Annotated in this window: 18 protein-coding genes and 1 tRNA gene; 7 read left to right on the top strand and 12 right to left on the bottom strand. The window is 63.7% G+C overall.

Features of this window, described 5'->3' with window-relative positions; genetic code table 11:
• Positions 1-71: 71 nt before the first annotated feature.
• From AB7F49_RS07815 to AB7F49_RS07795, 5 genes are all read right to left on the bottom strand, one after another.
• Positions 72-146: transfer RNA gene (locus AB7F49_RS07815), tRNA-Glu, on the bottom strand.
• Between the two features lie 435 nt (positions 147-581).
• Positions 582-785, bottom strand: a complete 204-nt coding sequence (locus AB7F49_RS07810) for a hypothetical protein (protein WP_428521267.1) — start codon at positions 783-785, stop codon at positions 582-584.
• Between the two features lie 170 nt (positions 786-955).
• Positions 956-1165, bottom strand: coding sequence for a cold-shock protein (locus AB7F49_RS07805; RefSeq protein ID WP_428521266.1), 210 nt, complete (start codon positions 1163-1165; stop codon positions 956-958).
• Between the two features lie 227 nt (positions 1166-1392).
• Complete coding sequence (locus AB7F49_RS07800) at positions 1393-1566, bottom strand: hypothetical protein (RefSeq protein WP_428521265.1); 174 nt, start codon at positions 1564-1566, stop codon at positions 1393-1395.
• Between the two features lie 237 nt (positions 1567-1803).
• Positions 1804-2166: a hypothetical protein gene (locus AB7F49_RS07795; protein WP_428521264.1), complete on the bottom strand. Its 363-nt coding sequence runs from the start codon at positions 2164-2166 to the stop codon at positions 1804-1806.
• Positions 2167-2416: 250 nt separating this feature from the next.
• Between AB7F49_RS07795 and AB7F49_RS07790 the strand changes: the two genes are divergently transcribed.
• Together AB7F49_RS07790 and rpoH are read left to right on the top strand one after the other, a co-directional pair.
• Entirely contained in the window at positions 2417-3409 is a 993-nt protein-coding gene (locus tag AB7F49_RS07790) for an RluA family pseudouridine synthase (protein ID WP_428521263.1), read from the top strand.
• A 241-nt stretch (positions 3410-3650) separates the two neighbouring features.
• Positions 3651-4559, top strand: coding sequence for an RNA polymerase sigma factor RpoH (gene rpoH, locus AB7F49_RS07785; RefSeq protein ID WP_428521262.1), 909 nt, complete (start codon positions 3651-3653; stop codon positions 4557-4559).
• Positions 4560-4849: 290 nt separating this feature from the next.
• On the opposite strand, the gene AB7F49_RS07780 is transcribed toward rpoH, so the two are convergent.
• On the bottom strand, positions 4850-10543 hold the full coding sequence (locus AB7F49_RS07780) for an FG-GAP-like repeat-containing protein (RefSeq protein ID WP_428521261.1): 5694 nt from the start codon (positions 10541-10543) through the stop codon (positions 4850-4852).
• A 260-nt stretch (positions 10544-10803) separates the two neighbouring features.
• On the opposite strand from AB7F49_RS07780, the gene AB7F49_RS07775 reads away from it, so the two are divergent.
• Entirely contained in the window at positions 10804-11979 is a 1176-nt protein-coding gene (locus AB7F49_RS07775; protein ID WP_428521260.1) for a helix-turn-helix transcriptional regulator, read from the top strand.
• A gap of 91 nt (positions 11980-12070) precedes the next feature.
• Here the strand turns inward: AB7F49_RS07775 and AB7F49_RS07770 are convergent, their stop codons facing one another.
• Positions 12071-13477, bottom strand: coding sequence for a helix-turn-helix domain-containing protein (locus AB7F49_RS07770; RefSeq protein WP_428521259.1), 1407 nt, complete (start codon positions 13475-13477; stop codon positions 12071-12073).
• 175 nt (positions 13478-13652) lie between these two features.
• Between AB7F49_RS07770 and AB7F49_RS07765 the strand changes: the two genes are divergently transcribed.
• The 4 genes from AB7F49_RS07765 (at position 13653) to AB7F49_RS07750 (ending at position 18332) form a co-directional block, all read left to right on the top strand.
• Positions 13653-14705, top strand: a complete 1053-nt coding sequence (locus AB7F49_RS07765; protein ID WP_428521258.1) for a ketopantoate reductase family protein — start codon at positions 13653-13655, stop codon at positions 14703-14705.
• A 47-nt stretch (positions 14706-14752) separates the two neighbouring features.
• Complete coding sequence (glyA, locus tag AB7F49_RS07760; RefSeq protein ID WP_428521257.1) at positions 14753-16072, top strand: serine hydroxymethyltransferase; 1320 nt, start codon at positions 14753-14755, stop codon at positions 16070-16072.
• 28 nt (positions 16073-16100) lie between these two features.
• Positions 16101-17291, top strand: coding sequence for an aminotransferase class V-fold PLP-dependent enzyme (locus AB7F49_RS07755; RefSeq protein WP_428521256.1), 1191 nt, complete (start codon positions 16101-16103; stop codon positions 17289-17291).
• A gap of 87 nt (positions 17292-17378) precedes the next feature.
• A complete protein-coding gene (locus AB7F49_RS07750; RefSeq protein ID WP_428521255.1) occupies positions 17379-18332 on the top strand; it encodes a D-2-hydroxyacid dehydrogenase in 954 nt (317 codons plus the stop codon).
• A gap of 16 nt (positions 18333-18348) precedes the next feature.
• Here the strand turns inward: AB7F49_RS07750 and AB7F49_RS07745 are convergent, their stop codons facing one another.
• The 5 genes from AB7F49_RS07745 to ppsR are packed head-to-tail and all read right to left on the bottom strand — an operon-like array spanning position 18349 to position 23471.
• A complete protein-coding gene (locus tag AB7F49_RS07745) occupies positions 18349-18627 on the bottom strand; it encodes a hypothetical protein (RefSeq protein ID WP_428521254.1) in 279 nt (92 codons plus the stop codon).
• Positions 18628-18634: 7 nt separating this feature from the next.
• Positions 18635-19819 (bottom strand): geranylgeranyl diphosphate reductase, encoded by a 1185-nt coding sequence (locus AB7F49_RS07740; protein ID WP_428521253.1) that lies wholly within the window; start codon positions 19817-19819, stop codon positions 18635-18637.
• Complete coding sequence (locus tag AB7F49_RS07735; protein WP_428521272.1) at positions 19806-21137, bottom strand: BCD family MFS transporter; 1332 nt, start codon at positions 21135-21137, stop codon at positions 19806-19808. Before AB7F49_RS07735 ends, AB7F49_RS07740 begins: the two co-directional genes overlap by 14 nt.
• A gap of 5 nt (positions 21138-21142) precedes the next feature.
• Entirely contained in the window at positions 21143-22048 is a 906-nt protein-coding gene (gene chlG / locus AB7F49_RS07730) for a chlorophyll synthase ChlG (RefSeq protein ID WP_428521252.1), read from the bottom strand.
• Complete coding sequence (ppsR, locus tag AB7F49_RS07725) at positions 22038-23471, bottom strand: transcriptional regulator PpsR (protein WP_428521251.1); 1434 nt, start codon at positions 23469-23471, stop codon at positions 22038-22040. Before ppsR ends, chlG begins: the two co-directional genes overlap by 11 nt.
• Positions 23472-24053: the final 582 nt, after the last annotated feature.

Raw genomic sequence — 24053 nt, 5'->3', positions numbered from 1 at the left:
ATTGGTCGCCGCCGCTTATTCAACGGATATTCGACGACTTCTTCCCGGCTTATCTAAGTCGTTGAAATTGCTGGCGCTCCCTAGGGGAATCGAACCCCTGTTTCAGCCTTGAGAGGGCCGCGTCCTAACCGCTAGACGAAGGGAGCGTCGGCCCGTGAAATAGCCGCGATCGACCCCGTGTGCAAGACAAACAGGCAGCACGACGCGGGGAAGGGATTGGCGCAATGCCGAACCAGCCCATTACCGGAGTCTGCTTCTCCCGGTCGATGAACCGAACGCACGGCCACCAGATTTGGCGCAGGTTTCCGGAACAGGCCCTGTGTCTCGGCCGCGGCTGGGACCTGTCGGCTGAAGAAGCCGGCTGCCGAACGCGACCTTCGGGATCGAAGTGATGAAGAAAACCGCTGCAAGAAAGTGCGTACCAGCTCGTCCGGAGTGGTGTACGCGACGGGCGAGCTTCAGGCGCAACGACGGGTTTGCTGCTCGGTCTCCGTCAGGCTGTGTTACATTATTGCTCGACCAAGCAGGGCGATGATGCGCCGGTGCTGGCGCGGAGGACGGCTCTGGCGAGGCACGAAATCTTAGAGCTTCTTGCGCTTGGCGGCCGGTCTCTTCGCCGCGCCTTTCTTGCTTGACAGCACCGTCGCTTCGGCCGCGGGCACCCCGGCATCCCGCGCGAGGCGGGCAGCCTTTAGCGCAGCCATGCGATCGATTGCCGCATCGTGCTGCTGGCGGTATTCTTTCATCGCAGCGGCCTTGTCGGCCTCGGTCTGCTTGTCAGCCATGAGGCGATCCCTCCACGATCATCGGCGGCATCGGCTCTGCCGTTCGCGGGGAAATGGTACGAAACGCAGAGCCTGCGACGACACCATCATGAAACCACATCGCCGCCGCGACGAGCGAACCTCGCCAGTACATCCGTGGCAAGAGGCCCGCTCGCTTATCGTGCTGTCGGTTATGCGGCCTTGATGTTGTCGGCCGAAGACTTCCCGGTCTTGCGGTCAGCGCGGACCTCGAACGAGACCTTCTGGCCTTCGTTCAGGCCCCGCATGCCGGCGCGCTCGACGGCGCTGATATGCACAAACACATCATTGCCGCCGTCGTCCGGCTGGATGAACCCGAAACCCTTGGTTGCGTTAAACCACTTCACGGTTCCCGTCTGCATGGGAGCCTATCCTTCATATATGCGTGTATAGCGCCGCGCGCGAACGCGGCAGGTTCGATTCGAGATTTGGGGGTGAATGTCGTTGTCAGGCGCGTCTTGCGCGGCAGGCCACGTCGTTCGGCCGAATGCTCGAACCGCGCATATAGGACACCCACGGCCAAATAGCAACCGCACATTCGTGGCACATCTCAGCGAATTGACCCGAATTTGGGCGAGGTCGCGACCGCTCAAACTCCCTGCTTCCTCGCCACCGGATATTCGACGTCGCAGCGCTTGCAGCGGAAGACATCCGTCATTTTCGCAACTGCAGCATGGACCTGAGCCATAAAGGTTTCGCCGCCGCAGAGAGGGCAAGAGGGCGTAGGCGTCTGGTTCGAATTGACGGGTTGAATATCGGACATCGAAAATCTCCTTCTGCTCGCGCGCAGACGCAGGTCTCCGTTTTTTTCCGGGAGTTATCGGTTGAGCGTGCAGAACCAACGCAGAGGCTGTCGCCGGGTGCCGTGTGAAATTTCTGCAAAATCGCGTGATGCTCAGGAACCAGGCACAGGGATCGACGCGCGGGAATGGCTGGTCCGCGACCAAGCTGCTTCGACCCCTGATCCGCTTTTTGTCGGGACACGCGGAGCGACGTAGCGCTACGGCGACCGTTCCTCGACGAAGCGAAGGCGGCCGACCGGCTGTAGCGTTTCAGCGTCGAAACTGCGGACCTCAACGACACCGCCGACATCCACCGTCACGATCACGCGGCCTGCTGCGACCGCGGTCGAGACAACCTTCGCGCCCTTCGGCAGGGTTGCCACCACATCGACCTGCGCCGGCGGCGCACTGTCGGCACTGCGATAGAGTCGCCACCCGATCATCACGATCACGACCGAAATGCCGAGCACGGTTGCGATGCCGGAAAGCATCGACATTCGGCGTACCTTGTCCACGACTGCCTGCGCCGCGGGATCAAGCGGCTTGCCGTCGGGGTCTTTCAGGGGCTCGGGGGTGGACATGATCTCGCTGCGCCGATTGTTGCACTCGAACGGAGCGGCTGGCTCGGTGTGCTCCCTCTCCCCGGTGGGGAGAGGGTTTCGGTGAGGGGGGTTAATCTATAGGTTGGTCCGAAACCCCTCACCCGGCATACCATTAGCGCGTCGAAGACGGGCGTGAACGCGCTTATGGTACGCCGACCTCTCCCGAAGGGAGAGGCGACCGAGCTCGCGGCAACGCCGAGCCCTCTCCACTAACCCGATGCGCCCGACGATGTCGAATGCTACCGAAACCCTCACCGTCAGCCAGGAACATGCCGGCACCCGGCTCGACCGCGTGCTGGCGGCACGGCTCGCCGAACTATCGCGGACGCGGCTGAAGGCGCTGATTCTGGAGGGCGCCGTCACCGTGGGCGGTCGGACGGTCGACGATCCGGGCTACAAGGTGAAGGCGGGCGAGGAACTGACGGTGCTCGTGCCGCCGCCCGCACCGGCCGAGCCCGGGGGCGAGAACATCCCGCTCTCCATCCTTTACGAGGACGACCAGGTCATCGTCATCGACAAGCCCGCCGGGCTTGTGGTGCATCCCGCTGCCGGCCACCAGACCGGCACGCTGGTCAATGCCCTGATCGCCCATTGCGGAGAGACGCTCTCCGGCATCGGTGGCGTGATGCGTCCCGGCATCGTGCACCGGCTCGACAAGGATACCTCGGGCGTAATGGTGGTCGCCAAGACCGACAAGGCGCACAAGTCACTGTCTGAGCAGTTCGCAGACCACGGCCGCACCGGTGATCTGGAGCGCGGCTATCTCGCCTTTGTGTGGGGCGTGCCGGACCGTCCGCGCGGCACCGTCGACGCGCCGATCGACCGGCATCCGCATTCCCGGGACAAGATGGCGGTCCGCCTCGGCGGACGCGAGGCCATTACCCACTGGGAGGTGAAGTGCCGATACACCGGCGCCGACGGCAGGCCGATTGCAAGCCTGATCGAGTGTCGGCTGGAAACCGGGCGCACCCACCAGATCCGTGTTCATCTGGCGCATATCGGCCACCCGATACTCGGCGATGAGACCTACGCCACCGGATACCGCACCAAGGCGGCCCTCCTCCCGCCGGCTGCCCGCGAAGCCCTGCAGGCTCTTGGCAGACAGGCCCTGCATGCTTACTTGCTTGTTTTCCAACATCCGGTTTCGGGCAAGATCGAGCAATTCCGGTCGGAACTGCCGGTCCCGCTTGCCCGTTTGCGTGATAGCTTGTCTGCGACATGAGCTGATCATGTCTGGTCCGCTTTTGGTAAAAAACTGACGTAAATCAATGGCTTGGGCTGCGGCTTCTGGTCACTCTCCGATAACGGCGAGGTGACGGGAATGTAACTTCCTTTCGCGACCCCGGTCTCCTATGCTGCGAATGCGGTATGTTGCACCGCAGCATGTTCCGCCGGCCCGTTGACGGCGGCGGGGCATATGCCCGCCGATCCCCGGGGGCATGAAAGAATGGAGGGCGCAATCCATGGCCCGTTCTGCGGCTATGCCGATGATTACCGCTGAAGGCGGTCTGTCCCGGTATCTTGAAGAAATCCGGCGGTTCCCCATGCTGGAACCGCAGGAAGAATATATGCTGGCCAAGTCATGGCGCGAGCACGGTGACCGCGAGGCGGCGCACAAGCTCGTGACCAGCCATCTGCGGCTCGTCGCCAAGATAGCGATGGGTTACCGCGGCTATGGCCTGCCGATTTCCGAAATCGTGTCCGAAGGCAATGTCGGCCTGATGCAGGCCGTGAAGCGGTTCGAGCCCGACAAGGGCTTCCGCCTCGCCACCTATGCGATGTGGTGGATCAAGGCGGCCATCCAGGAATACATCCTGCGTTCGTGGTCGCTCGTGAAAATGGGCACGACCGCGAACCAGAAGAAGCTGTTCTTCAACCTGCGCAAGGCCAAGAGCAAGATTTCCGCGCTCGGCGAAGGCGATCTCAAGCCCGACCAGGTAGCGCAGATCGCCAAGCGGCTTGGTGTCACCGAGAAGGACGTGGTCGACATGAACCGCCGCCTCGGCGGCGACTCCTCGCTGAATGCGCCAATTCGCGAGGATGGCGATTCCGGCGAGTGGCAGGACTGGCTGGCGGATGATTCCGCAGGCCAGGAGCAGGTGCTCGCCGAGAGTGAGGAACTGGACAATCGCAGATCCGCGCTCGACCATGCGCTTACGGTATTGAACGACCGAGAACGCCGGATTTTCGAGGCGCGGCGGCTTGCGGATGATCCGGTGACGCTGGAAGAACTCGCCGCCGAATTCGGCGTATCGCGCGAGCGCGTGCGCCAGATCGAGGTCCGCGCCTTCGAGAAGGTGCAGAAGGCGGTGAAGAACCGCGTCGCCGCGATGGAGACCCCGAAGACTCCGGAAGCCCTGACGGCGCATTAGGGCTTGTTGCCTGCATTTTCCTGCGAGGCTGCAAGTCCCAGCGAGGCTGCAAGAAAACCGCGAGCCGGCGATGCCCGGCTCCGGTGGCGACATCCAGCGATTGGTGTCAGGCGCAGGATTCGACCTGCAACCAGACCATTATGAGCGAAGCGGATAGTAGCCGAAAAATCGCGGCGGCCTCATGAGAGGACGCGCGACGTCGCCATGCGGGCGTTCAAACGCCTGGAAACGGCCTGCCCTTCCCGCTCGAGCCTTGTAACCGAAACCGTCCCGGCCTTTTGACCAGGTGCTTACGCGAACAGGAAATCCCCCTGGTTGGCGGCCAGAATAGCGATCGTGGTTTTCTGGACCGTGAGCGTATCGCCGCCGGCAATGCCATCGAAATCGATCAGCACAGTCTTTGGATCAACCTGCGTCAGGAACAGGTCGCCGAAATCGTCGACGCTGAGGACGCCGGTGAAATCGAATATGTCCTCGCCGGCCTTGTAATCCGCCACACTGTCGGCGCCGTAGCCGTCCGCGAACACGAAGGTGTCGTTTCCGCCACCGCCCCGCAGAACGTCGTTGCCACCCCGCCCGTCGAGGATGTCGTTGCCGCTGCCGCCGCGCAATTCGTCGGCAAAGTCCGACCCGATCAGGATGTCGTCGCCGCCCTTCGCGTCGATCACCGGCAGACCGGTCATCGCGGTCAGGGCGCTCAGGTCGAACAGATCGGCTTCGCCGCTGCCAGCCACCCCGCCGCCATTGCCCTGCAGAATCTCGATCGAAGAAGCGGCGGCGTCAAAGCCGTTCAGGCTGATCTTGCCGGTCCCGAGAAATTGCAGCGTATCGCTGCCCGGCCCGCCGTCGAAGATATCGCGTTTGCCCTCCTTGCCCTGAATTTGCAGGATATCGTTGCCGCCTCCGCCGCGCAGCACGTCGTCGCCCTTGCCGCCATCGATCGTGTCGACCCCGAACAGCCCGGACAGATCGTCGTTGCCCTTGTTGCCCAGAATCAGGTCGTTGAGATTGGTCGGCAGCGGCTGGCCGGCGACGGTGTTAGCGGCATCCACCAGGTCGTCATTCTTGGAGCCGATGATGGTAACTCCGATGTCGCTCTCGTCGGTGACATTGACCGTGATTGTGGCGCTCGCCGAAGCGGCGGCGTTGTCCGTGACCGTGATCGTCAGGTCGCGGCTCGCAATTGGAGTATCGGACGCGTTGGCGTAGGTCAGGTTCTGGATCAGCGCCTCGACCGCGGCCGCGGTGGCCGCACCGTTGAACGTGACGGTCAGCGTCGCTCCGGCGCCGCCGGCAACAGCGCCGATCGCTATGCCGCCAAAGCTCACAATGCCGGCAGCGAACCCGATTTGGCCTGCGCCGTGGCCCTGGTTGCGGATCGACACCGCGTCTTCCGCCAGTAGTCCGGTGACCGTCAGCGTGCCGCCGTCGAAATTGCTCTCCGGGTCGGTGAAGGTCACGTCCGCGTCCAGCAGTTGCGGCGTCAGGTTGACGAGGTTCTCGGCAAAGGTGACCGACACCGCCACATCGGTCAGCACCGGCGCGTCATTCCCCGGCGTGACGTTGACCGTAATCGTTGCATCGGTTGAGGCCGCAGCCGCATCCGTCACTGTGACGGTGAGGTCGCGGCTGGCGGCCGGCGTATCGGACGCGTTGGCGTAGGTCAGGTTCTGGATCAGCGCTTCGACCGCGGCCGCGGTGGCTGACGCATTGAACGTCACAGTCAGGGTGGCCCCCGCGCCGCCCGCGACGGTCCCGATCGCGGTACCGCCGAAGCTGACCAAGCCGGCATTGAATCCGATCTGGCCCGCGCCGTTGCCCTGGTTGCGGATCGAAACTGTATCTTCCGCCAGGAGACCTGCGACGGTCAGCGCGCCGCCGTCGAAGTTGTCTTCCGGATCGGTAAACGTCACGTCCGCGTCGAGAAGTTGCGGTGCGGCATTGACCGTATTCTCCAGGAACGTGACCGACTCCGCCAAATCGGCGAGCACCGGCGCGTCATTCACCGGCGTGATGTCGAGCGTCGCGCTGGACGACGTGGTGAATTCTCCGTCCGTAATCGTGAAATCGAAGGTTACCGCACCATCGTCGTCGGGCGCCGGCACGTATTCCCAACTACTCGGGCTCAGCGGGGTCAAGGTTCCGCCGCCGGTCGCTTTCGTCAGCGACACAACGGAGAGAGCCGGGCCATCCGGATCGACTGCGTCGGCGAGAAGTTCGGCCGCCGTGATGAGGCGGGAGCCACTATCCTCGGCAATCGTGCCGAGATCGACCGGAGAGGCCACCGGTGGATCGTTCTCCGCCGTGACCTCCACCACGATCGGAACGCCGATCGGCGTGGTATTGAGCACGTGATGCAGTTCGCCAGCGAAGTTTCCGACCACGCCGTCGGCATCGCCGTCGCCATCGAGATCGCCGAAGGCTGCGACCGAGCTCGTGTTGAAGTCGAGGCCATCGAACGGATTGGCGGTGCCGGTCCGAAGCACGAAAGCAGGCGCTCCGGCGGAGCCGGTATTTTCAAGGACGTTCAGCGTTCCGCCGCTGTCTCCGGAAACCACATCGAGATCGTGATCGCCGTCGATGTCGACCAGCGCCACGCTCGCGAAATTGCCGATGTCGATACCGTCGAAAGGATTGGCTGCCCCGGCCTGCACGGCAAAGGCCGGCGTCGCGAGCGTTCCGATATTCTCGTAATAGGCGAACGTGCCGTCGGATTTCCCGATGACGAGGTCGAGGTCGCCGTCGTTGTCGAGATCGCCGATGGCGGCCTTCGAAAAGTCCCCCTCGTTGATGCCGTCGAACGGATTGTTCGCCCCAGTCTCAAACGTGAATGCGGGCGCCTGCGCCGTGCCGGTGTTGTTCAGGTAGAACAACTCGCCGGTGCGTTCGGCAATCAACACGTCGATGTCGCCGTCACGATCGAAGTCGGCCAGGAACGGCACCGACTGATCGCCCACATCGAAGGCGTCGAACGGGTTGGCGATGCCGGTCTGTTGCGCGAAGACCGGCGCGGACGCGCTGCCGTTGTTGAGGAAAAACGACAGCAGCCCGTTCGCCTGCCCGACCGCCAGATCGAGATCGCCATCGCCGTCGATGTCGCCGAAGCTCGGGGCGCTGTGCCCGCCGAGAGTCACGCCATCGAAAAGATTATTGCCGCCGACCGGAACCGCAAAACTTGCCCCGCCGCGCGTCACGTCGCCGTCGGCGTCGGTCACCGCGACGGTCAACGTTCGGGTTGCGGCCGGCGTATCAGATGCGTTGGAATAGGCCAGGTTCTCGATCAGCGCCTCGATCGCGGCCGCCGTGGCATCCGCATTGAAGGTGACGGTCAGCGCCGTGCCGCTGCCGCCGGTCGCCATCCCGATATCCGTGCCGCCGAAACTGACGACACCGGCACTGAAGCCGATCTGGCCGGCCCCCGCGCCCTGATCGCGGATCGACACCGCGTCTTCCGCGAGCAGCCCGGTTACCGTGAGGGTGCCACCGTCGAAATTATTGTCTGGATCGGTGAAGGTCACGTCCGCGTCGATAATCTGCGGTGCGAGGTTGACCGCGTTCTCCAGGAACGTCACCGGCGTGGTCACGTCCGTCAGCACCGGCGTGTCGTTCTCCGCCGTAACGTCGACGGTGACGGGAATGCCCGCTGCCGGCGTGTTCGTGAAGGTGAAGAGGATGCCGTTGACATTCCCGAGCAGGACGTCCAGATCGCCGTCGCCGTCGAGGTCGGCCAGCGTGGCGGCGGGGCGGTCTGTCGCATTATCGATGCCGTCGAACGGATTGGCGGCGCCGGTCCGCTCCACGAAGACCGGCGCTGCGGCGGTCCCGATATTCTGCAAATAGAACAGGGTCCCCGATAAATACTCTGCGACCACCGCGTCGAAATCGCCGTCGCCGTCGAGGTCAGCCAGATCGGGGGCGGGTCGGTCTACCGCGTTCATTCCGTCGAACGGATTCGCGGCGCCGGTCTGCTCCACGAAAACCGGTGCCGCGGCCGTTCCGGTGTTCTGGAAATAGTGCAGTGTCCCAAACTTCTCCCCGATCACTTCGGGACCGACATCGGCCGACCCGACTACAGCGTCGAGGTCGCCGTCGCCGTCGAGATCGGCGAGTGTGGGGCTGGAGAAAAATCCCACATCGATGCCGTCGAACGGATGCGCGGTGCCGGTCTGCGCAACGAACACGGGCGCAGCGGCGGTGCCGGTGTTCTGGAAATACAGTAGCGTTCCGAAAGCCTCTCCGACGACCATGTCGAGAGCGCCGTCGCCGTCGAGGTCGGCGAGCGCGGGGGTGGAGACGGATCCGACGTCGATTCCGTCGAACGGATTGGCGGCGCCGGTCTGCTGCACAAACACCGGCGCGTTGGCGGTGCCGGTGTTCCGGAAATAATTCAGGTTTCCGACGTTTTCACCGATAATCGCGTCGAGGTCGCCGTCCCCGTCGAGGTCGGCGAGGATTGGGGTGGAATCGAACCCCACATCGACGCCGTCGAACGGATTGGCGGCGCCGGTCGCTTCCGCGAAGGCTGGCTGCGACAGGTCGCGCGTCACGTCGCCGTCGGCCTCGGTCACCGTCACCGTGAGCGTGCGGCTCGCGGTCGGCGTGCCGGACGAATTGGCGTAGGTGAGATTTTCGATCAGAGCCTCGATCGCCGCCGCCGTCGCATCCGTATTGAAGGTGACGGTCAGCGCCGTGCCGTTGCCGCCGGTCGCGACGCCGATATCCGTGCCGCTGAAACTGACGACACCGGCGCTCAGCCCGATCTGCCCCAAGCCATTGCCCTGATTGCGGATCGACACGACATCTTCCACCAGCAGGCCGGTCACTGTGAGCGCGCCACCGTCGAAATTGTCGTCGTTGTCGGTAAAGGTGACGTCGGCGTCCAGAAGCTGCGGCGCGGCGTTGACAGTGTTCTCCGAGAAGGTCACCGGCGAGGTGACGCCGGAGAGCACCGGTGCCGTATCGAATTCCGTCGCCCCGATATCGAGATTGGCATCGAGCACGCGCGTGTGACCGCGCGCGTCCAGCGGCAGGTCTTCGCTGGTGTCGGCATCGCCGTCGAGGTCGAAGGCATCGTCCGGCAGCAGCGCGGCATTGCCGGCGCCGATCAGTGGACTGCCCGCCAGGATCGCCCGCGTCTGCACCGGGCCGCCATTGTCGGCGAGGTCGCCGAGCAGCGGGTCGCCGCCGTTAACGATGTTGCCGCCGTGGTCGACGATGGTGTGCGCGGTTGCGCCGAAAAAGCTCGATCCGGCGTGGACACTTCCAGAGATCGATAGATCGCCATTCGGACCTGCATTTTCAGCAACCACCGAGTTTCGTATCACTGCGTCCGAGCTGGCAATACCGTGAAATCCTGCACCGCCACTGGTTGCCGTGTTCCCGCTGACGGTGCTGTTCAGGATGGTCAATAAAGAAGCTGCGACGAAGATACCGCCGCCAAGATCGCTGTGGTTGTCGTGGATTGTCGAATTGACGAAGGTGACGTCCCCGCCCGTGCGCATGACCCCACCGCCGGTGGACGTCGCTGTATTGCCGGTGATAGTGGAATTGACGACCGTCAGCGGCCCGAACGCTGCGATACCGCCGCCCGAAACTGCAGCGCTGTCAGATATGGTGCTGTCAATCACCTTCAGTATCGTTGTACCCGCGACCGTGACGGCGCCGCCGAAGCCCCCTCCCGCATTGCCTTGTTTGAGAGTCAGGCTGCGCAGTTCAACCTCCGTGCCCGTGATCGCACCCGCGATATCGAATATTCGCGACGCATCGTTGCCGGAGATGGTGATGTCGGCCTTGCGGTCGCCGTCGATGTCGCCGTTGATGGTGATATCCTTCGTCAGCGCAAGCTGGCCCGAGGTCAGCGTGATGCTCTGCCCGGCGAGGCTGGCATCGAACACGATGGTGTCGCCGGCAATGGCGTCGGCGATCGCCTGACGCAGGGAGCCCGCGCCCGAGTCGTCGGTGTTGGTGACCGTGATGGTGGCCATGCCTTCGCCCTCTCCCGCGTGGGCGCCCCGGACCGGGCCTGCGGCGCCGCGTCACCCCTTGTTTGTTTTTGCACGCTGGTGACGCCGGAGGGTACAAGGGGTAGCTTTCAACATGCAGTCCTCATTTGAGGACTATCGTCCGCCCGCCTGGCGTGCTCGGCGCTACGCCGCGCAGGCGCCGGTCCGAGCGCGGCACGAATTGCGTCCGGCCGTCGCCAAAGAAGAAGCGGCCTAGCAGGAGAGCAATGAGGGAGGGACATGTGACCCAGCTTGCGACGAAACGGGACCGGTCGCGTCAACTGCTTGCGGTCATGGACCGGCTCTACCACGCGGTCTCCGACCTCGATAAGTGGCCGGCTTTTCTGGAGAGCGCGACCACGCTGTTCGGGGCGCGGGGCGCGCAGGTCGGTCATACCGACCTCGTCAACGCCCGCCTGTCTTTCAACATGGTCTACGGTTACGATTGGAGCGCCGCGCATATGCAGCGCTATGAGAGCCTGATCGGCGAGGATCCACGCATCCCCTATTTCAGTGCGAATCCGTTCAAGCCGGTCCATTGCAGAATGTCGCTGTCCGACGAACAGCTTCATGCGTCGCGGGTCTACAAGGAGGTGCTGTCGGTCGGCGGCGTCGAATATACTCTCGGTGTCAATCTGGTGGAGGACCGGCGCTCCCTGACCTATTTTCTCGTGCTGCGCGACCGCGACCAGTCGAGGTTCGACGACGAGGAATGCGAATTGATGGCGGCGCTGATCCCGCATCTCACCCGCGCTCTGAAGCTGCAACGCGACCTCGAAATCGTCACGCTCGAAAAGACCGCCGCCTTCGACGCGCTCGACGGCATGGCGCTCGGCGTCGTGGTCGTCGATGCCGATGCGCGCGTGAGATTCTCGAATGCGGCGGCGCGCCAGATTGCCGCCGACGGAGACGGCCTGCGCATCTCCGGCCAGCGACTGGTCAGCGACGGCGCGAATGGAGACAATATCCGCGCGCGGATACGGCAGCTGCTCCAGTCCGCAGAGATCGACTCCGAGCCTGCCAATGATGTGCTGCGTATCGCGCGTACGTCCGGCCGCGAGGGCTATATCGTTCTGCTCTCCGTGCTTGGCGCGAACCAGGCCCGCTTCGGCTGGAGCCTGTTGAGCGAGCCGCTGGTTCTTGTCTATATCCGCGATCCGGACTCGCCGGAAGAAACCCGCACCGAGCTGCTGCAGCGGCTTTTCGGATTGATGCCAAGCCAGGCGAAGCTTGCGGAACTTCTCGCAACCGGCTGCACCCTGGAAGAAGCCGCGCAACGCCTCGGCATTACACTGGCCAGCGCCCGGCAATATCTCAAGCTGATCTTCCAGAAAACCGGGACGCACCGGCAGGCCGAACTGGTTCGAAAGGTGATGCTCGTGCCGCCCGCGCCGAAGTGGCAGGACCGGACGCGGTGACGAGCAGCATCGTTTCGGGACGCCACCGCCGGCCGCGCCAGCGCCGCGTCACCGGATGCACCTGTATCCATGACATCGCAACGGGCGATCATCAGCTCTCGTACCGGGTGTTGCCGCGGCGGGCGGTGTCGAGCGGCAATTCCATGAACACCGGCTGATGCGCGCGCTGCGAGCAGGCCTGCCGTGGACACAGATGGCAGTTGATACCGATCTTGCTGAAAATTCGCTGATCATTGAAGTTGAACGAGGCAGCATAGCGAAGCCTGCTGGCGTGTTGCAGTTCGCAGCCCAACGCCACCGAGAGACGGTGATCCTGGGTCTCGAGATTGACGGCGGGACGGTCGGCGGTCCGGCTGATGGTGAAAAATCTCTCGCCGTCCGGAAGCTCGACGAACTGGGGGAGAATGACCCCCGGCGTGCGGAAGGCCATATGGATATTCCAGACCGGGCAGGAGCCGCCATATTCGGCCAGGTGGAATGATGTCGAGTTGAACCGCTTGGTGACGTTGCCGGCCTTGTCGACGCGCAGGAAGAAGAACGGCACGCCCTGCGCGCCGGGCCTTTGCATCGTGGTCAGCCGGTGGCAGGCCTGCTCGAACGACACCGCGAAGCGCGCGGAAATCCGGTCGATGTCATAAGCGGTGGTTTCGGCCGTCCGCAGGAAAGTCTCGTATGGCATCAGGAATGCGGCGGCGAAATAATTCGCGAGCTCGACATGGCAGCGCGCGAGGCTGGTCTTGCTGGTGATGCCGCTCGCCGCGGTCAGTGCATTGAGCTGGTCCTGCAATTCCACAAGACACAGCACATGCGCGAGCTGAAACACCTGGTTGCAGTGATCGAGCGCTTCGGACAAGTGCACGACACGCGCATCGCGATCATAGAGACGCAGCGCCTGAGTCATGTCCTCGGCCGTCCGCCGTCGTACGGCAATTCCATGCGCATTGGCGAGCCGCGCTTTCAGCACCGAATAGATATCGTCGGTCTCGCAGGATTCCTCACGCCGCAGGGTCTCGGCCGCGAGTTCAAGCCCGTGAAAATAGTTCGAATTGTCGCGGAAGAAATCGTGGATGACGGTTTCCGCGGATGACGCAAGCAGTCCTTCCGGGCCGCTCGCGGTCCCCTGCCGCATGATCCGTTCGAGTGTGGTGCGGTGAATTCCGTAGAGCGCCACAAATTGTTCGACCAGTCGCGGTGCGTGATCGATGGCCGCCCGCAATTCCTGGAGGTCAGGCACGTTCCCGGAAAACATTGGGTCGCGAACGACGTTGCGAAGCTCGGAAAGAAGATTCGGCGTCTCGTCGCGGATGATGTCGCGCCAGTCCACCTGATAGGTGTCGGCGAGCGCCATCAACAGCCGCACCGACAGACTGCGCTGATTGTTTTCGAGCAGGTTGACGTAGCCGGCACTGATGCCGAGCGCCTTGGCCATTTCTGCCTGGGTCTGCCGGCGCACGCGCCGGAGCTGCCGCAGTTGCGGGCCGACAAATGTCTTCGACATGGCTTGATGGTGCCGGTTCGAGCAACGCACGCTTATTTACAACATTACAAATATTAGCATCCTGTATGCAAACTAACAACACATAGACCCGGTTTTGAATGCTTTTTCGGGGGAGTCGCGGTTACCTCAGAAAAACAACAACCCGACAGACCGCAAACCGACCGGGGAGGTCAGCATGGCTTTCAGAATTCTTGTCTTGGGCGCGTCCTACGGGTCCCTGTTCGGCACCAAGTGTGCCATGGCCGGCCATGACGTCACCCTGGTCTGCCGGTCCGAGACTGCGGAGTTGATCAACCGGGCCGGCACCGTCGTCCGGATGAAGCTGAAGAACGAGCCCGCCACACGCGCCATCCGCTCAGCCGACCTGATCGGAACCGTCGGCGCCGCGACACCCGATGCCGTCGACCCACGCAGCTTCGACCTTGCGGTGCTGGCGATGCAGGAGCCGCAATACGGCCACCACACCATCCGGCCTCTGATGTCGAAGCTGGCAGAAGCGCGCATTCCCTGCCTGTCGCTGATGAACATGCCGCCCGCCCCGTATATCCGGCGGCTGGCCGCGATCCATGCCGGCGCGCTCGATGACGCATTTTCGAACATCCGCGTCTGGGACCGGTTCGATCCGCGCGCCATGACGTTGTGCTCCCCGGATCCGCAGGCGGTGCGTCCGGCGGACGAGCCGGCCAATGTGCTTCAGGTCAATCTCGCCACCAATTTCAAGGCGGCCGAGTTCGGGCTGCCGGAACACAATGCCATCCTGCACGCGCTGGCCGATGACATGGAGCGGGTTCGGCTGGCCGGGATGGAGGTGCCGGTGAAGCTGCGCGTGTCGCCATCGCTGTTCGTGCCGCTCGCCAAATGGCCGATGCTGATGACCGGCAATTACCGGTGCGTGACCCCGGGCCATCCCGTTGCAATCCGCGACGCGGTCTTTGCCGATCCGGCACTGTCGCGCGAGATTTATGCCTGCGTGGAAGCGATCGTGCTGCGTATGGGCGCCGAGCGCGGCGATCTCGTCCCATTCGACAAATACGCCACGGCCGCCGAGCAACTGGCACGGCCGTCGTCGGTCGCCCGCGCGCTGGCAGAAGGCGCCGGGGCGGTCGAGCGTGTCGACCGGCTTATTCAGGCGGCCGGACGCCAGATCGGGATTGCACATCCGGCGATCGACCGGATCGTCAATCTGGTGGATGCGAGCATCGCCGGCAATCGCACTCGCGCCGCCTGATCGACGTCTCGCGCTTTCCTTTCAATCCAGACAGCCGGAGCACGCACGTGGAGCCGCATCTCAAACTCGTTCCGTCTCCAAAGCCGGGACCGGCCGGCTTCTTCTCCAATCCGGTGGAGACGGTCGATCCGGCGGTGTCGCGCGCGATGGCCGCTGAGCTGGAGCGTCAAGGCGAGGAAATCGAGCTGATCGCTTCCGAGAACATCGTAAGCCGCGCGGTGCTCGACGCGGCCGGGTCGGTACTGACGAACAAATATGCCGAGGGCTATCCGGGCCGGCGCTATTACGGCGGCTGCCAGCATGTCGATGTGGTCGAATTGCTGGCGATCGAACGGGCCTGCGAATTGTTCCGGTGCGGCTTTGCCAATGTGCAGCCGCATTCCGGCAGTCAAGCCAACCAGGCGGTGCTGCTGGCGGTGGCCAGGCCGGGCGATACCATCCTCGGGATGCGTCTCGATTCCGGCGGGCATCTGACGCACGGCGCCGCACCCAACCTCTCCGGCAAATGGTTCAACGCGGTCGGCTACGGCCTGCGCAAGTCCGACCAGCGCATCGACATCGATCAGGTCGAGGCGCTTGCGCTCGAGCACAAGCCGCGCGTCATCATCGCCGGCGGCTCCGCCTATCCGCGGCAGATCGACTTTGCCGCCTTCCGCCGCATTGCGGATGCGGTCGGCGCCTGTCTCATGGTGGACATGGCGCATATCGCGGGCCTGGTTGCGGCGGGCCTGCATCCGTCGCCGTTTCCGCACGCCCATGTCGCGACCTCGACCACGCACAAGACATTGCGCGGTCCGCGCGGCGGGCTCGTCCTCACCAATGACGAGGACCTCGCCAAGAAGATCAACGCAGCAATGTTTCCCGGCCTGCAGGGCGGACCGCTGATGCATGTGATCGCTGCCAAGGCAGTAGCCTTTGGCGAGGCGCTGACCCCGGCTTTCAACGATTACATCGCCTCCGTGGTCGCCAATGCCAATGCGCTTGCCGCGAGACTTCAGCATCACGGCTTCGACATCGTTTCCGGTGGCACCGACACGCATCTCGCTCTGGTCGATCTGCGCGCCAAGGGGCTGAAAGGCAATCTGTCGGAGCAGGCGCTCGGCCGCGCCAACATCACCTGCAACAAGAACGGCGTGCCGTTCGACACCGAAAAGCCGACGATCACGTCCGGCATCCGTGTCGGCACCCCGGCCGGCACCACGCGCGGCTTCGGCATCGCCGAATTCCAGACCATCGGCGACCTGATCGCCGAAGTGCTGGACGGCCTCGCGAAGCATGGGTCCGAAGGCAACGGCGTCACCGAGGTCGCGGTCAAGGCGCAGGCAAAAGCGCTGTGCCGCGCCTTCCCGATCTATCCGAGTCACTGATCAAAACGCACTCACAGGGAGCGACGCAATGCCAGGATTCAAGGGATTGGCCGTACCGGGCCCGACCAACATGCCGTTTCGCATCCGTCAGGCGATGGACGTTGCGCTCGAGGATCATCGTGCGCCGGACTTCCCCGCGTTCACACTGCCCCTGTTCGCGGACCTGAAAAGGATTTTCCAGACGACTACCGGACAGGTGTTCATTTTCCCGGGCTCCGGCACCGGCGGCTGGGAATCGGCGATCGCCAATACGCTGTCGCCCGGCGACACCGTGCTGGCGTCGGTCTTCGGTCAGTTTTCTCTGCTGTGGGTCGACCTGTGCCAGCGCTTCGGTCTGAAGGTCGATGCGATCGATGTCGAGTGGGGCAAGGGCGTGCCGCTCGATCTTTACCGGGCACGTCTCGAGGCCGACAAGACTCATGCGATCAAGGCCGTGCTGGTGACACAGAACGAGACCGCGACCGGCGTCACCTCAAACGTTGCCGGCGTCCGCCGCATCCTGGACGACCTCAAGCACCCTGCCTTGCTCTTCGTCGATGGCGTCAGCTCGATCGCCTCGATCGACTTCCGGATGGATGAATGGGGCGTCGACGTTGCAGTCGCAGGCTCGCAGAAGGGCTTCATGCTGCCGACGGGACTGGCGATCGTCTGTGTCAGCGAGAAGGCACTGCAGGCCGGCAAGACCGCGACATTGCCGCGCTGCTTCTTCGACTATCAGGACATGATCAAGGCCAACGCGCAGGGTTATTTCCCCTACACGCCAGCGGCCACGCTGCTGCGCGGGTTGCGCGCGTCGATCGACATGCTGACCGAGGAAGGGCTGCCGAACGTGTTCGCGCGCCACCACCGGCTGGCCGGTGCGGTTCGCGCAGCGGTCGATGCATGGGGTCTGCGCATGTGCGCGCAAGGACCGGAATGGTTCTCCGACACTGTCACCGCGGTGGTGGTGCCGGACGGCTTCGACGCGAACGACGTGATCAAGACCGCCTACAATCGCTACGACCTGTCGCTCGGCACCGGCCTGAACAAGGTCGCGGGCAAGGTGTTCCGGATCGGCCATCTCGGCTGGCTGAATGAGATCATGGTGCTGCAGGCGCTCGGCGGCGTGGAACTCGCGATGCGCGATGTCGGCATCAAGTTCGAGCCGGGCTCCGGCACCGGCGCCGCGGTTCGCCATCTGTCGCAATCGGGAGAGGCGATGCGGATCGCCGCCGAGTGACCGGCATCAACTGAAGCACACGCACGACGCCCCGCATGCGGGGTGTTATGGTGTGTGTGCAGCGACAGCCGATCAGGGAACTTCTTCATGCGCATCGTCTTCCTCGACCGGTCGACCATCGGACCGGCGGTCACGATGTCGAAGCCATGCTTTCCGCATGAATGGATCGAGCACGACCGCACGCGGCCCGATCAGGTCGTCGAACGGCTGACCGGCGCCGACATCGCGGTCTGCAACAAGGTGCCGATCCGCCGCGATGCCATCATGCAATTGCCGGATCTGAAGATGATCTGCATTCCGGCGACCGGCTATGATGCTTTCGATATCGATGCCTGCAAGGAGCGCGGCATCGTCGTGTCGAACGTCCGCGGCTATGCTGTCAACACGGTGCCCGAACATACCTTCGCGCTCATTCTGGCGCTGCGCCGCGGCCTGATCGGTTTCCGCCAGGACGTGATCGACGGGCGATGGCAGGAGGCGCAGCAATTCTGCTTCTTCACCCACCCGATCAACGATCTGGCCGGCTCGACGCTTGGCATCATCGGCGAAGGTGCGCTGGGTCAGGGCGTCGCACGCCTCGGCCAGGCCTTCGGCATGCGCACGCTGTTCGCGGCACACAAGAATGTCACAGGACTTGGACCGCTCTACACGCCGTTTGACGAAGTGCTGGAGACGTCGGACGTCATCACGCTGCATTCGCCGCTGATGCCGGCGACCCGTAACATGATCGCCGCGCCCGAATTTGCAAAGATGAAACGGCGCCCTCTGCTGATCAACTGCGCGCGCGGCGGGCTGGTCAACGAGGCCGATCTCGTGGACGCTCTGGACAAAGGACAGATCGCCGGCATCGGGTTCGACTGCCTCACCTCGGAGCCGCCGAAAGCCGATAGTCCGCTGCTGCAGATTCTCGACCGTCCGAATGTGATCGTCACGCCCCACGTCGCGTGGGCGAGCGACGAGGCCATGCAGACGTTATGGCATCAGGTAATCCAGCATATCGAGAACTTCGAGGCCGGACGCCCGAGCAACCGCGTCGCCTAGACAGCCGCCCTGCCGATCAGGTGGCCGCCCTGCGGGGCCAACGCCGGTACAGATCCATCAGATGCGCGATCAGCGCAGCGCCGAGAAACAGCGCGACCACCGGCCAGCTCGATCCAGTCAATACCGCACGCAGCGCCAGCACGAGGCAGGCGCCCGCAAGCAGCATCGCGAACAGATCACGCGCCGCCACCCCACGCCCCGTGACCCTTCGGTACAAAAGAAGCAGCAGCGCTTCGGCTGTCATCACAACGAGGATGACATCCGCCACCATGCCGCTGCTGAAAAATTCCTTCATGATCCCGTCACACCCGGGCGAGCCCGGTCAGATGCGCGATATTCTTGAAGAAGATGCGCATATGCGCGATCGGCTTCGCGCGCACCAGTTCCTTGTTCATGTAGGCATCCCAGGTGAGCTGCTGCACGTCGCGGTCGCGGCAAATGCTGACAAAGCGCTCGCGCCTGTTGTCGCTCGCATACCAGAAGCGCTGCATCATTCCGAGCACGCGGAACACCGAGCCATGCTGTTTCATGAAGCGCTTGCGCGCCGAGGCGAGTTCGCGCGGATTGCCGGTGGCGAGGAAGCGGCCGACCGCTTCCGCGCTCATCTGTCCGCCGGCCATCGCGTAGTAAATGCCCTCACCTGACGCCGGCGCGACGATGCCCGCCGCATCACCGGCCAGCACGATGTCGCGTTCATTGTCCCAGCGCGACAATGGACGCAGCGGGATCGGCGCGCCTTCCCGCCGGATGGTTTCGAGCCCGTCGAGACCGGCGCATTCGCGCAACGCACCCACGGCGTTGCGAAGCGAAAACCCCTTGTGTGCGCTGCCGGTCCCGATACTCGCGGTGTCTCCGTGCGGAAAGATCCAGCTATAGAAATCGGGCGAGAGTTCGCCGCGATAATAGACGTCGCATCGCTTCCCGTCGAAGTACCGGCTATCCTGACGCGGCGACCGCACGATCTCATGATAGGCAAACACGTACGGTACGGTTTCCAGATCGGGCATCGCTTCGCGCGCGACAGCCGACAAGGCGCCGTCGGCCCCGATCACGGCACGTGCTCGCACTTCCCCTTCCTGACCCTTGCTCCGATAGCGCAAGACGGCGGTGCCGTCGGTATCGCGCGTGAAGGCCTGGAAAGTCCCGGTTCTGCGGATCGCCCCATGGCCTGCGGCACGCTCGCGCAGCCATTCATCGAACACGTCACGATCCACCATTCCGACGAAGCCGCCATCGATCGGCATGTCGACATGGCGATCCTTGGGCGAGACGATGCGCGCGGAGGTAACACGCGCCACCAGCAATTCGTCAGGGATATCGAAGTCGCGGATCAGGCGCGGCGGAATGGCGCCACCGCAGGGCTTGATGCGTCCGGCACGATCAAGCAGCAGCACCGAGTGGCCCTGCCGCGCCAGCACACTGGCCGCGGTCGCGCCGCTCGGGCCGCCACCGACGACGACGACGTCGAAAGTCTCACGCGGATGCATGGACATTCCTCCCTGAGATGGTCTTGATCGTTGCTCGGTCTTGTGCCGGATTACGGTTCAGCCGCAGCGCCAGCACAGCGGCGAGAAGGAACAGAAGTCCCTCGATCGCAAACACGGTGCCGTAGGCCGCGGCTGGCGATCCGAGCCAATGGCGCGCGAGGTCGCTGGCAGCTGCGCCGAGAAAGCCGCCGAGACCGAACGCGAAGGCCTGAGCCGCGCCCCACAATCCCATGCGGACGCCTTCGCGTGAAGGCGCGCCCTTTCCGACCAGCGCCATCATCGAGCCGATCGCCGCCACCGCATACACGCCGTTGAAGAAGCCGAGACCGAAGACCGAGACCCGCAGCGGCCAGGACGGGCCGATCGCTGCCGCGAGCACGAGTCCGAACAAGGCGAGCGCAGAGCAGACGCAGCCGATGACGGTCCACAGCGGCAATGAGCCGAGCCGCTTGCCGCCGATGGCGCTGCCGGCGACCGCGACAAGCACCATGCCGGCGAGCACTCCACTATTCTGAACGCCGGACAGGCGCGTGGACTCGCCTGGTGTGTAGCCGAACACGATGCCTGCGAACGGCTCCAGGATCAGGTCCTGCGCGCTGAAGGCGAGCATGGAGATGAACACGAAAATGCCGAAGCGCCGCGCCTGCGGCTCCGCCCAGACTTCGGCCAGCGCCTGACGGAACGTCGCCTTTTGCTGCGATGAGGCTGCGGTTTGCTTGGGGGTGTCGCCTTCGATATCCCAGACGGCAACAAGCGACAGCACGAAGGCCACAAGCGAGACGCCGCTCGCCACCGCGACCAGCCGCGCCGGCGAGAACGGGTCGAGCAGCGAACCGGCGGTCGCGGCGGTGACAATGAAGCCCGCGATCATCATCACCCAGACGATGGTTGCCGCGGCCGGGCGGCGGCGCTCGTCGGTGCGGGTTGCGAGCAACACCAGCAGCGTCGTACCCGAGGCGCCGACGCCGAAGCCGATGCACAGAAATCCGAGCACCGCGAGGCCGATGCCGGCAAATGGATGCGTCGCCATCAGCGCGGTTGCGGCCGCGGCGATGGTGCCGCCCGCGCACAGCATTGCCATGCCGCCGACAATCCACGGCGTGCGCCGGCCACCGGTGTCGGACCCAAATCCGAAGCGCGGCCGGAATATCTGCAGCGCGTAATGCAGCGCCACGAGGATACCGGGCACCATCGCCGGAAGCGCCATTTCGACCACCATCACCCGGTTCAGCGTCGAAGTGGTGAGGACCACAATGGCGCCGAGCGCGGTCTGGACCAGACCCAGCCGCACGATTCCGAACCAGCCGAGCGGCTTCATCGCGGTCATGCGCCACCGACGAGGGCGCGAACCGCGAACGCACTGATCAGCATGCCGCTGACGTAAAGCGTGACACCGGTCGCGTTGTACCAGGCCGCCTTGCCGCGGGGATCGAGTAGCAGTCGCGGCATTAGCAGAATTTGCGCAGCGAGCACAGCAGCAACAGCAGCAGCATGCAGCGGGCGGTCCCAGGTCATCAGCAATGCGACCACCGCCACCTGCGGCACTGCCATCACGATGCATGCCAGCCGCGCCGCCCGATCAGGGCCAAGTTGCACGGGAAGCGATGCAATCCCGGTTCGCTTGTCGCCTTCGATCGACTTGAAATCGTTGAGCGTCATGATGCCATGCGCGCCGACGCTGTAGAGCGCGGCGAGCAGTACGATCCGCCAGTCTGGGAACGCCGCTGCCATCACCGCCGCGCCGGTAAACCAGGGCAGCCCTTCGTAGCATCCGGCAACAGCGGAATTGCCCCACCAGCCGTTCTGCTTCAGCCGGAACGGCGGCGCGCTATAGGCCCAGGCGAGCGCAAGCCCGACACCGGCTGCGACAAACCCCCATAATCCGAGCGCGGTTGCGACCAGCAGCGACAAGGCCGTCCACACGACCGCGATATAAAGTCCCCAGGCACCGGGCATGCGCCCCGACGGGATCGGCCGGTGCGGTTCGTTGATCGCATCGACATGCCGGTCGAACCAGTCATTCACTGCCTGCGAGGTGCCGCAGACCATCGGACCAGCCAGAAGAATGCCGGCGATGACGTAAGGCCAGCGATCGTCGATCGGCAGACCGGACGAAACCACCCCGCAGCCATAGGCCCACATCGGCGGAAACCAGGTGATCGGCTTCAGCAGTTCAAGAACCGCTGCAGGATCGGGTCGCGCCGGCGACGACAGCGATCTAGTGCTCATCGTCGCTCTCGCTGATGGCGTCCGCCAGTCCGAAGCGGCGCAGCTTCACGTAAAGACTTTGTCGGCTAAGACCGAGCATCTCGGCGGCGGCGGCGCGATTGTCGCCGGTCAGTTCGAGTGCAGCTTCGATCGAAAGCCGCTCGATGACATCGGTCGTATCGCGAACGATATCCTTCAATGGAACCCGGCCGATCAGGTCCTTCAGATGCTCGGGCGACCGCCCAAGCATGCGCTGGTCCCCACTGGTCGTCGAGACCAGCCTGCGGCCGACATTGCGGATGGCGAATCCGAAGCTCGTCTCGTTGCCGTCGAGCTGCGAAATTCCCGACACCTCGACATCGATCATCGCGCCCAGTTCGCCCCGCAGCACCGTCGAAAACAGGTGTACCGAACCATGCTGGCGCAGGTTCGCGATGACAACGCGCATGTCCACATCGGAGCGGCCAAGCCATCGGTCGAGCTCCTCCCCGCGTGGCTGGTCTTCGGTAACGAGCTGTGCCATCTGAAGAAATGCAGTATTTACCGTAAGCACACGACCGTCGACATCGGTCACGACAAAGCCGTCGGGCGCGTTGCGCGCGAACTTGAAGAGGCGCGCAGTGCCGGCGGATGGCTGCGGCATCACGCTCTGGATGTGAGCTGGCGTGAAGCGGACGAGATAAAATGCCGACGCTGCCTGGCGGAACAGGGAGGTCGATACCACGAATTCCTGATTGGTGTCGGTCAAGCGCACACGCAGTTCTTCGACGCCAAGCCCGGCCCGCACCGATGTCGACAACGCGCGCAACGCCTGCATGCTTTCAGCGGATAGATTGAGCGGGAAGGCGCTTCCAACTACGCGGCCGACGCTGTCGCCAAACACACGGGTCGCGGCCGGATTGGCTTCGACTACCCTGTCGGTCATCGCATCGACGACAAGCACCGGCTCCGCCGAGGTCTGAAACAATATCCGGTAACGGGTCTCGACATGCCGCAGACGCGAATAGTCGCGCTCCATCGACATCTGTGCCTCGACCAGCCGCTGCTGCAAGGTGGCAAGCGTGCGCAAGTCGCGGCCAACCGCCACAAAGCGGTCACTGGTGCCGATCTTGACGAGCGAGTAGAGGATGGGAAACTCGGCGCCGCTCGACGAGCGATGATTAAGCTGCCGCCAGCGCGATGTCGTGGTGCCAGTCGCCTCGTCGAGAAGCGCCCGCACTTTCGGGCGGCTTTCCTCGATCAGCATGTCGGCCCAGGCACGGCCGATCCAGCCGGCCGCCTCGGCGAATTCGGATGCCAGTTCCGCACGCGGAAAGGCCAGATCCTGGATAATCCCCTGCGCATTCAATACGAGCGCAACATCCGCCGCCGTTGCAATCACGGTCGCTGCGGCTTCCGCATCGAGATCGCCCAACGTCTCTTTCGGGGCCTGAAACAGCTTCACGGACGCCTCGGTTCTCTGCGACGCGAAAGCCCCCCACTCCATTTCCTCCCTGGTTCTGAGTTCTTGAAGCAATGACTTCAGCCACGTGTCGTTGTGGGAAGTCCGACCAGGTTACGGGCCTGCGCAACTCCAAGTTTTGGATCGGCTGCCGGCAAATCTCCGCCAAACCTGGCCGCGCAAAGCCCGCGCCTTCGGGGCAATTTGCGCATCTCCAGGAAATACATGCAGTTAACTGAATGCGTGGTGGGCCCGGCAGGACTCGAACCTGCAACCAGACCGTTATGAGCGCCGGGGAAAAACGCGTTGGCGTTGATTTTCTTACAGTTTGTTGCCGTTCGATCCAGTTCATCGACATCCATCGTGATCGTTTCTGGGGCAAAAATGGGGCGGTTATCTTATCGGACGATCGACTCAAATTGCCCCGCGAGTCGTCGATTGAAGGAATCAAGCGAATTGATTTCTCCGTCGCAAGACCGATGCTTGGGGAAATTACTATGACGATCAGATTCCGCGCCGTCGTACCGGCTTTCCGGTCAAGATCCTTCCGACAACGCACTCCGCTTGAAGAGAGTTCCGGGAAGT

It is taken from the genome of Pseudorhodoplanes sp., assembly GCF_050250235.1.
Lineage (GTDB): Bacteria > Pseudomonadota > Alphaproteobacteria > Rhizobiales > Xanthobacteraceae > Pseudorhodoplanes.
Note: the sequence above shows the minus strand (reverse complement) of the source record. Positions and strands in the feature narration are given on the sequence as shown.

Bases quoted from the DNA above. Each gene is read 5' to 3' on its own strand.
- AB7F49_RS07810 (WP_428521267.1), bottom strand. From the start codon at position 785: ATGGCTGACAAGCAGACCGAGGCCGACAAGGCCGCTGCGATGAAAGAA.
- AB7F49_RS07805 (WP_428521266.1), bottom strand. From the start codon at position 1,165: ATGCAGACGGGAACCGTGAAGTGGTTTAACGCAACCAAGGGTTTCGGG.
- AB7F49_RS07800 (WP_428521265.1), bottom strand. From the start codon at position 1,566: ATGTCCGATATTCAACCCGTCAATTCGAACCAGACGCCTACGCCCTCT.
- AB7F49_RS07795 (WP_428521264.1), bottom strand. From the start codon at position 2,166: ATGTCCACCCCCGAGCCCCTGAAAGACCCCGACGGCAAGCCGCTTGAT.
- AB7F49_RS07790 (WP_428521263.1), top strand. From the start codon at position 2,417: ATGTCGAATGCTACCGAAACCCTCACCGTCAGCCAGGAACATGCCGGC.
- rpoH (WP_428521262.1), top strand. From the start codon at position 3,651: ATGGCCCGTTCTGCGGCTATGCCGATGATTACCGCTGAAGGCGGTCTG.
- AB7F49_RS07780 (WP_428521261.1), bottom strand. From the start codon at position 10,543: ATGGCCACCATCACGGTCACCAACACCGACGACTCGGGCGCGGGCTCC.
- AB7F49_RS07770 (WP_428521259.1), bottom strand. From the start codon at position 13,477: ATGTCGAAGACATTTGTCGGCCCGCAACTGCGGCAGCTCCGGCGCGTG.
- AB7F49_RS07765 (WP_428521258.1), top strand. From the start codon at position 13,653: ATGGCTTTCAGAATTCTTGTCTTGGGCGCGTCCTACGGGTCCCTGTTC.
- AB7F49_RS07755 (WP_428521256.1), top strand. From the start codon at position 16,101: ATGCCAGGATTCAAGGGATTGGCCGTACCGGGCCCGACCAACATGCCG.
- AB7F49_RS07750 (WP_428521255.1), top strand. From the start codon at position 17,379: ATGCGCATCGTCTTCCTCGACCGGTCGACCATCGGACCGGCGGTCACG.
- AB7F49_RS07745 (WP_428521254.1), bottom strand. From the start codon at position 18,627: ATGAAGGAATTTTTCAGCAGCGGCATGGTGGCGGATGTCATCCTCGTT.
- AB7F49_RS07740 (WP_428521253.1), bottom strand. From the start codon at position 19,819: ATGCATCCGCGTGAGACTTTCGACGTCGTCGTCGTCGGTGGCGGCCCG.
- AB7F49_RS07735 (WP_428521272.1), bottom strand. From the start codon at position 21,137: ATGAAGCCGCTCGGCTGGTTCGGAATCGTGCGGCTGGGTCTGGTCCAG.
- chlG (WP_428521252.1), bottom strand. From the start codon at position 22,048: ATGAGCACTAGATCGCTGTCGTCGCCGGCGCGACCCGATCCTGCAGCG.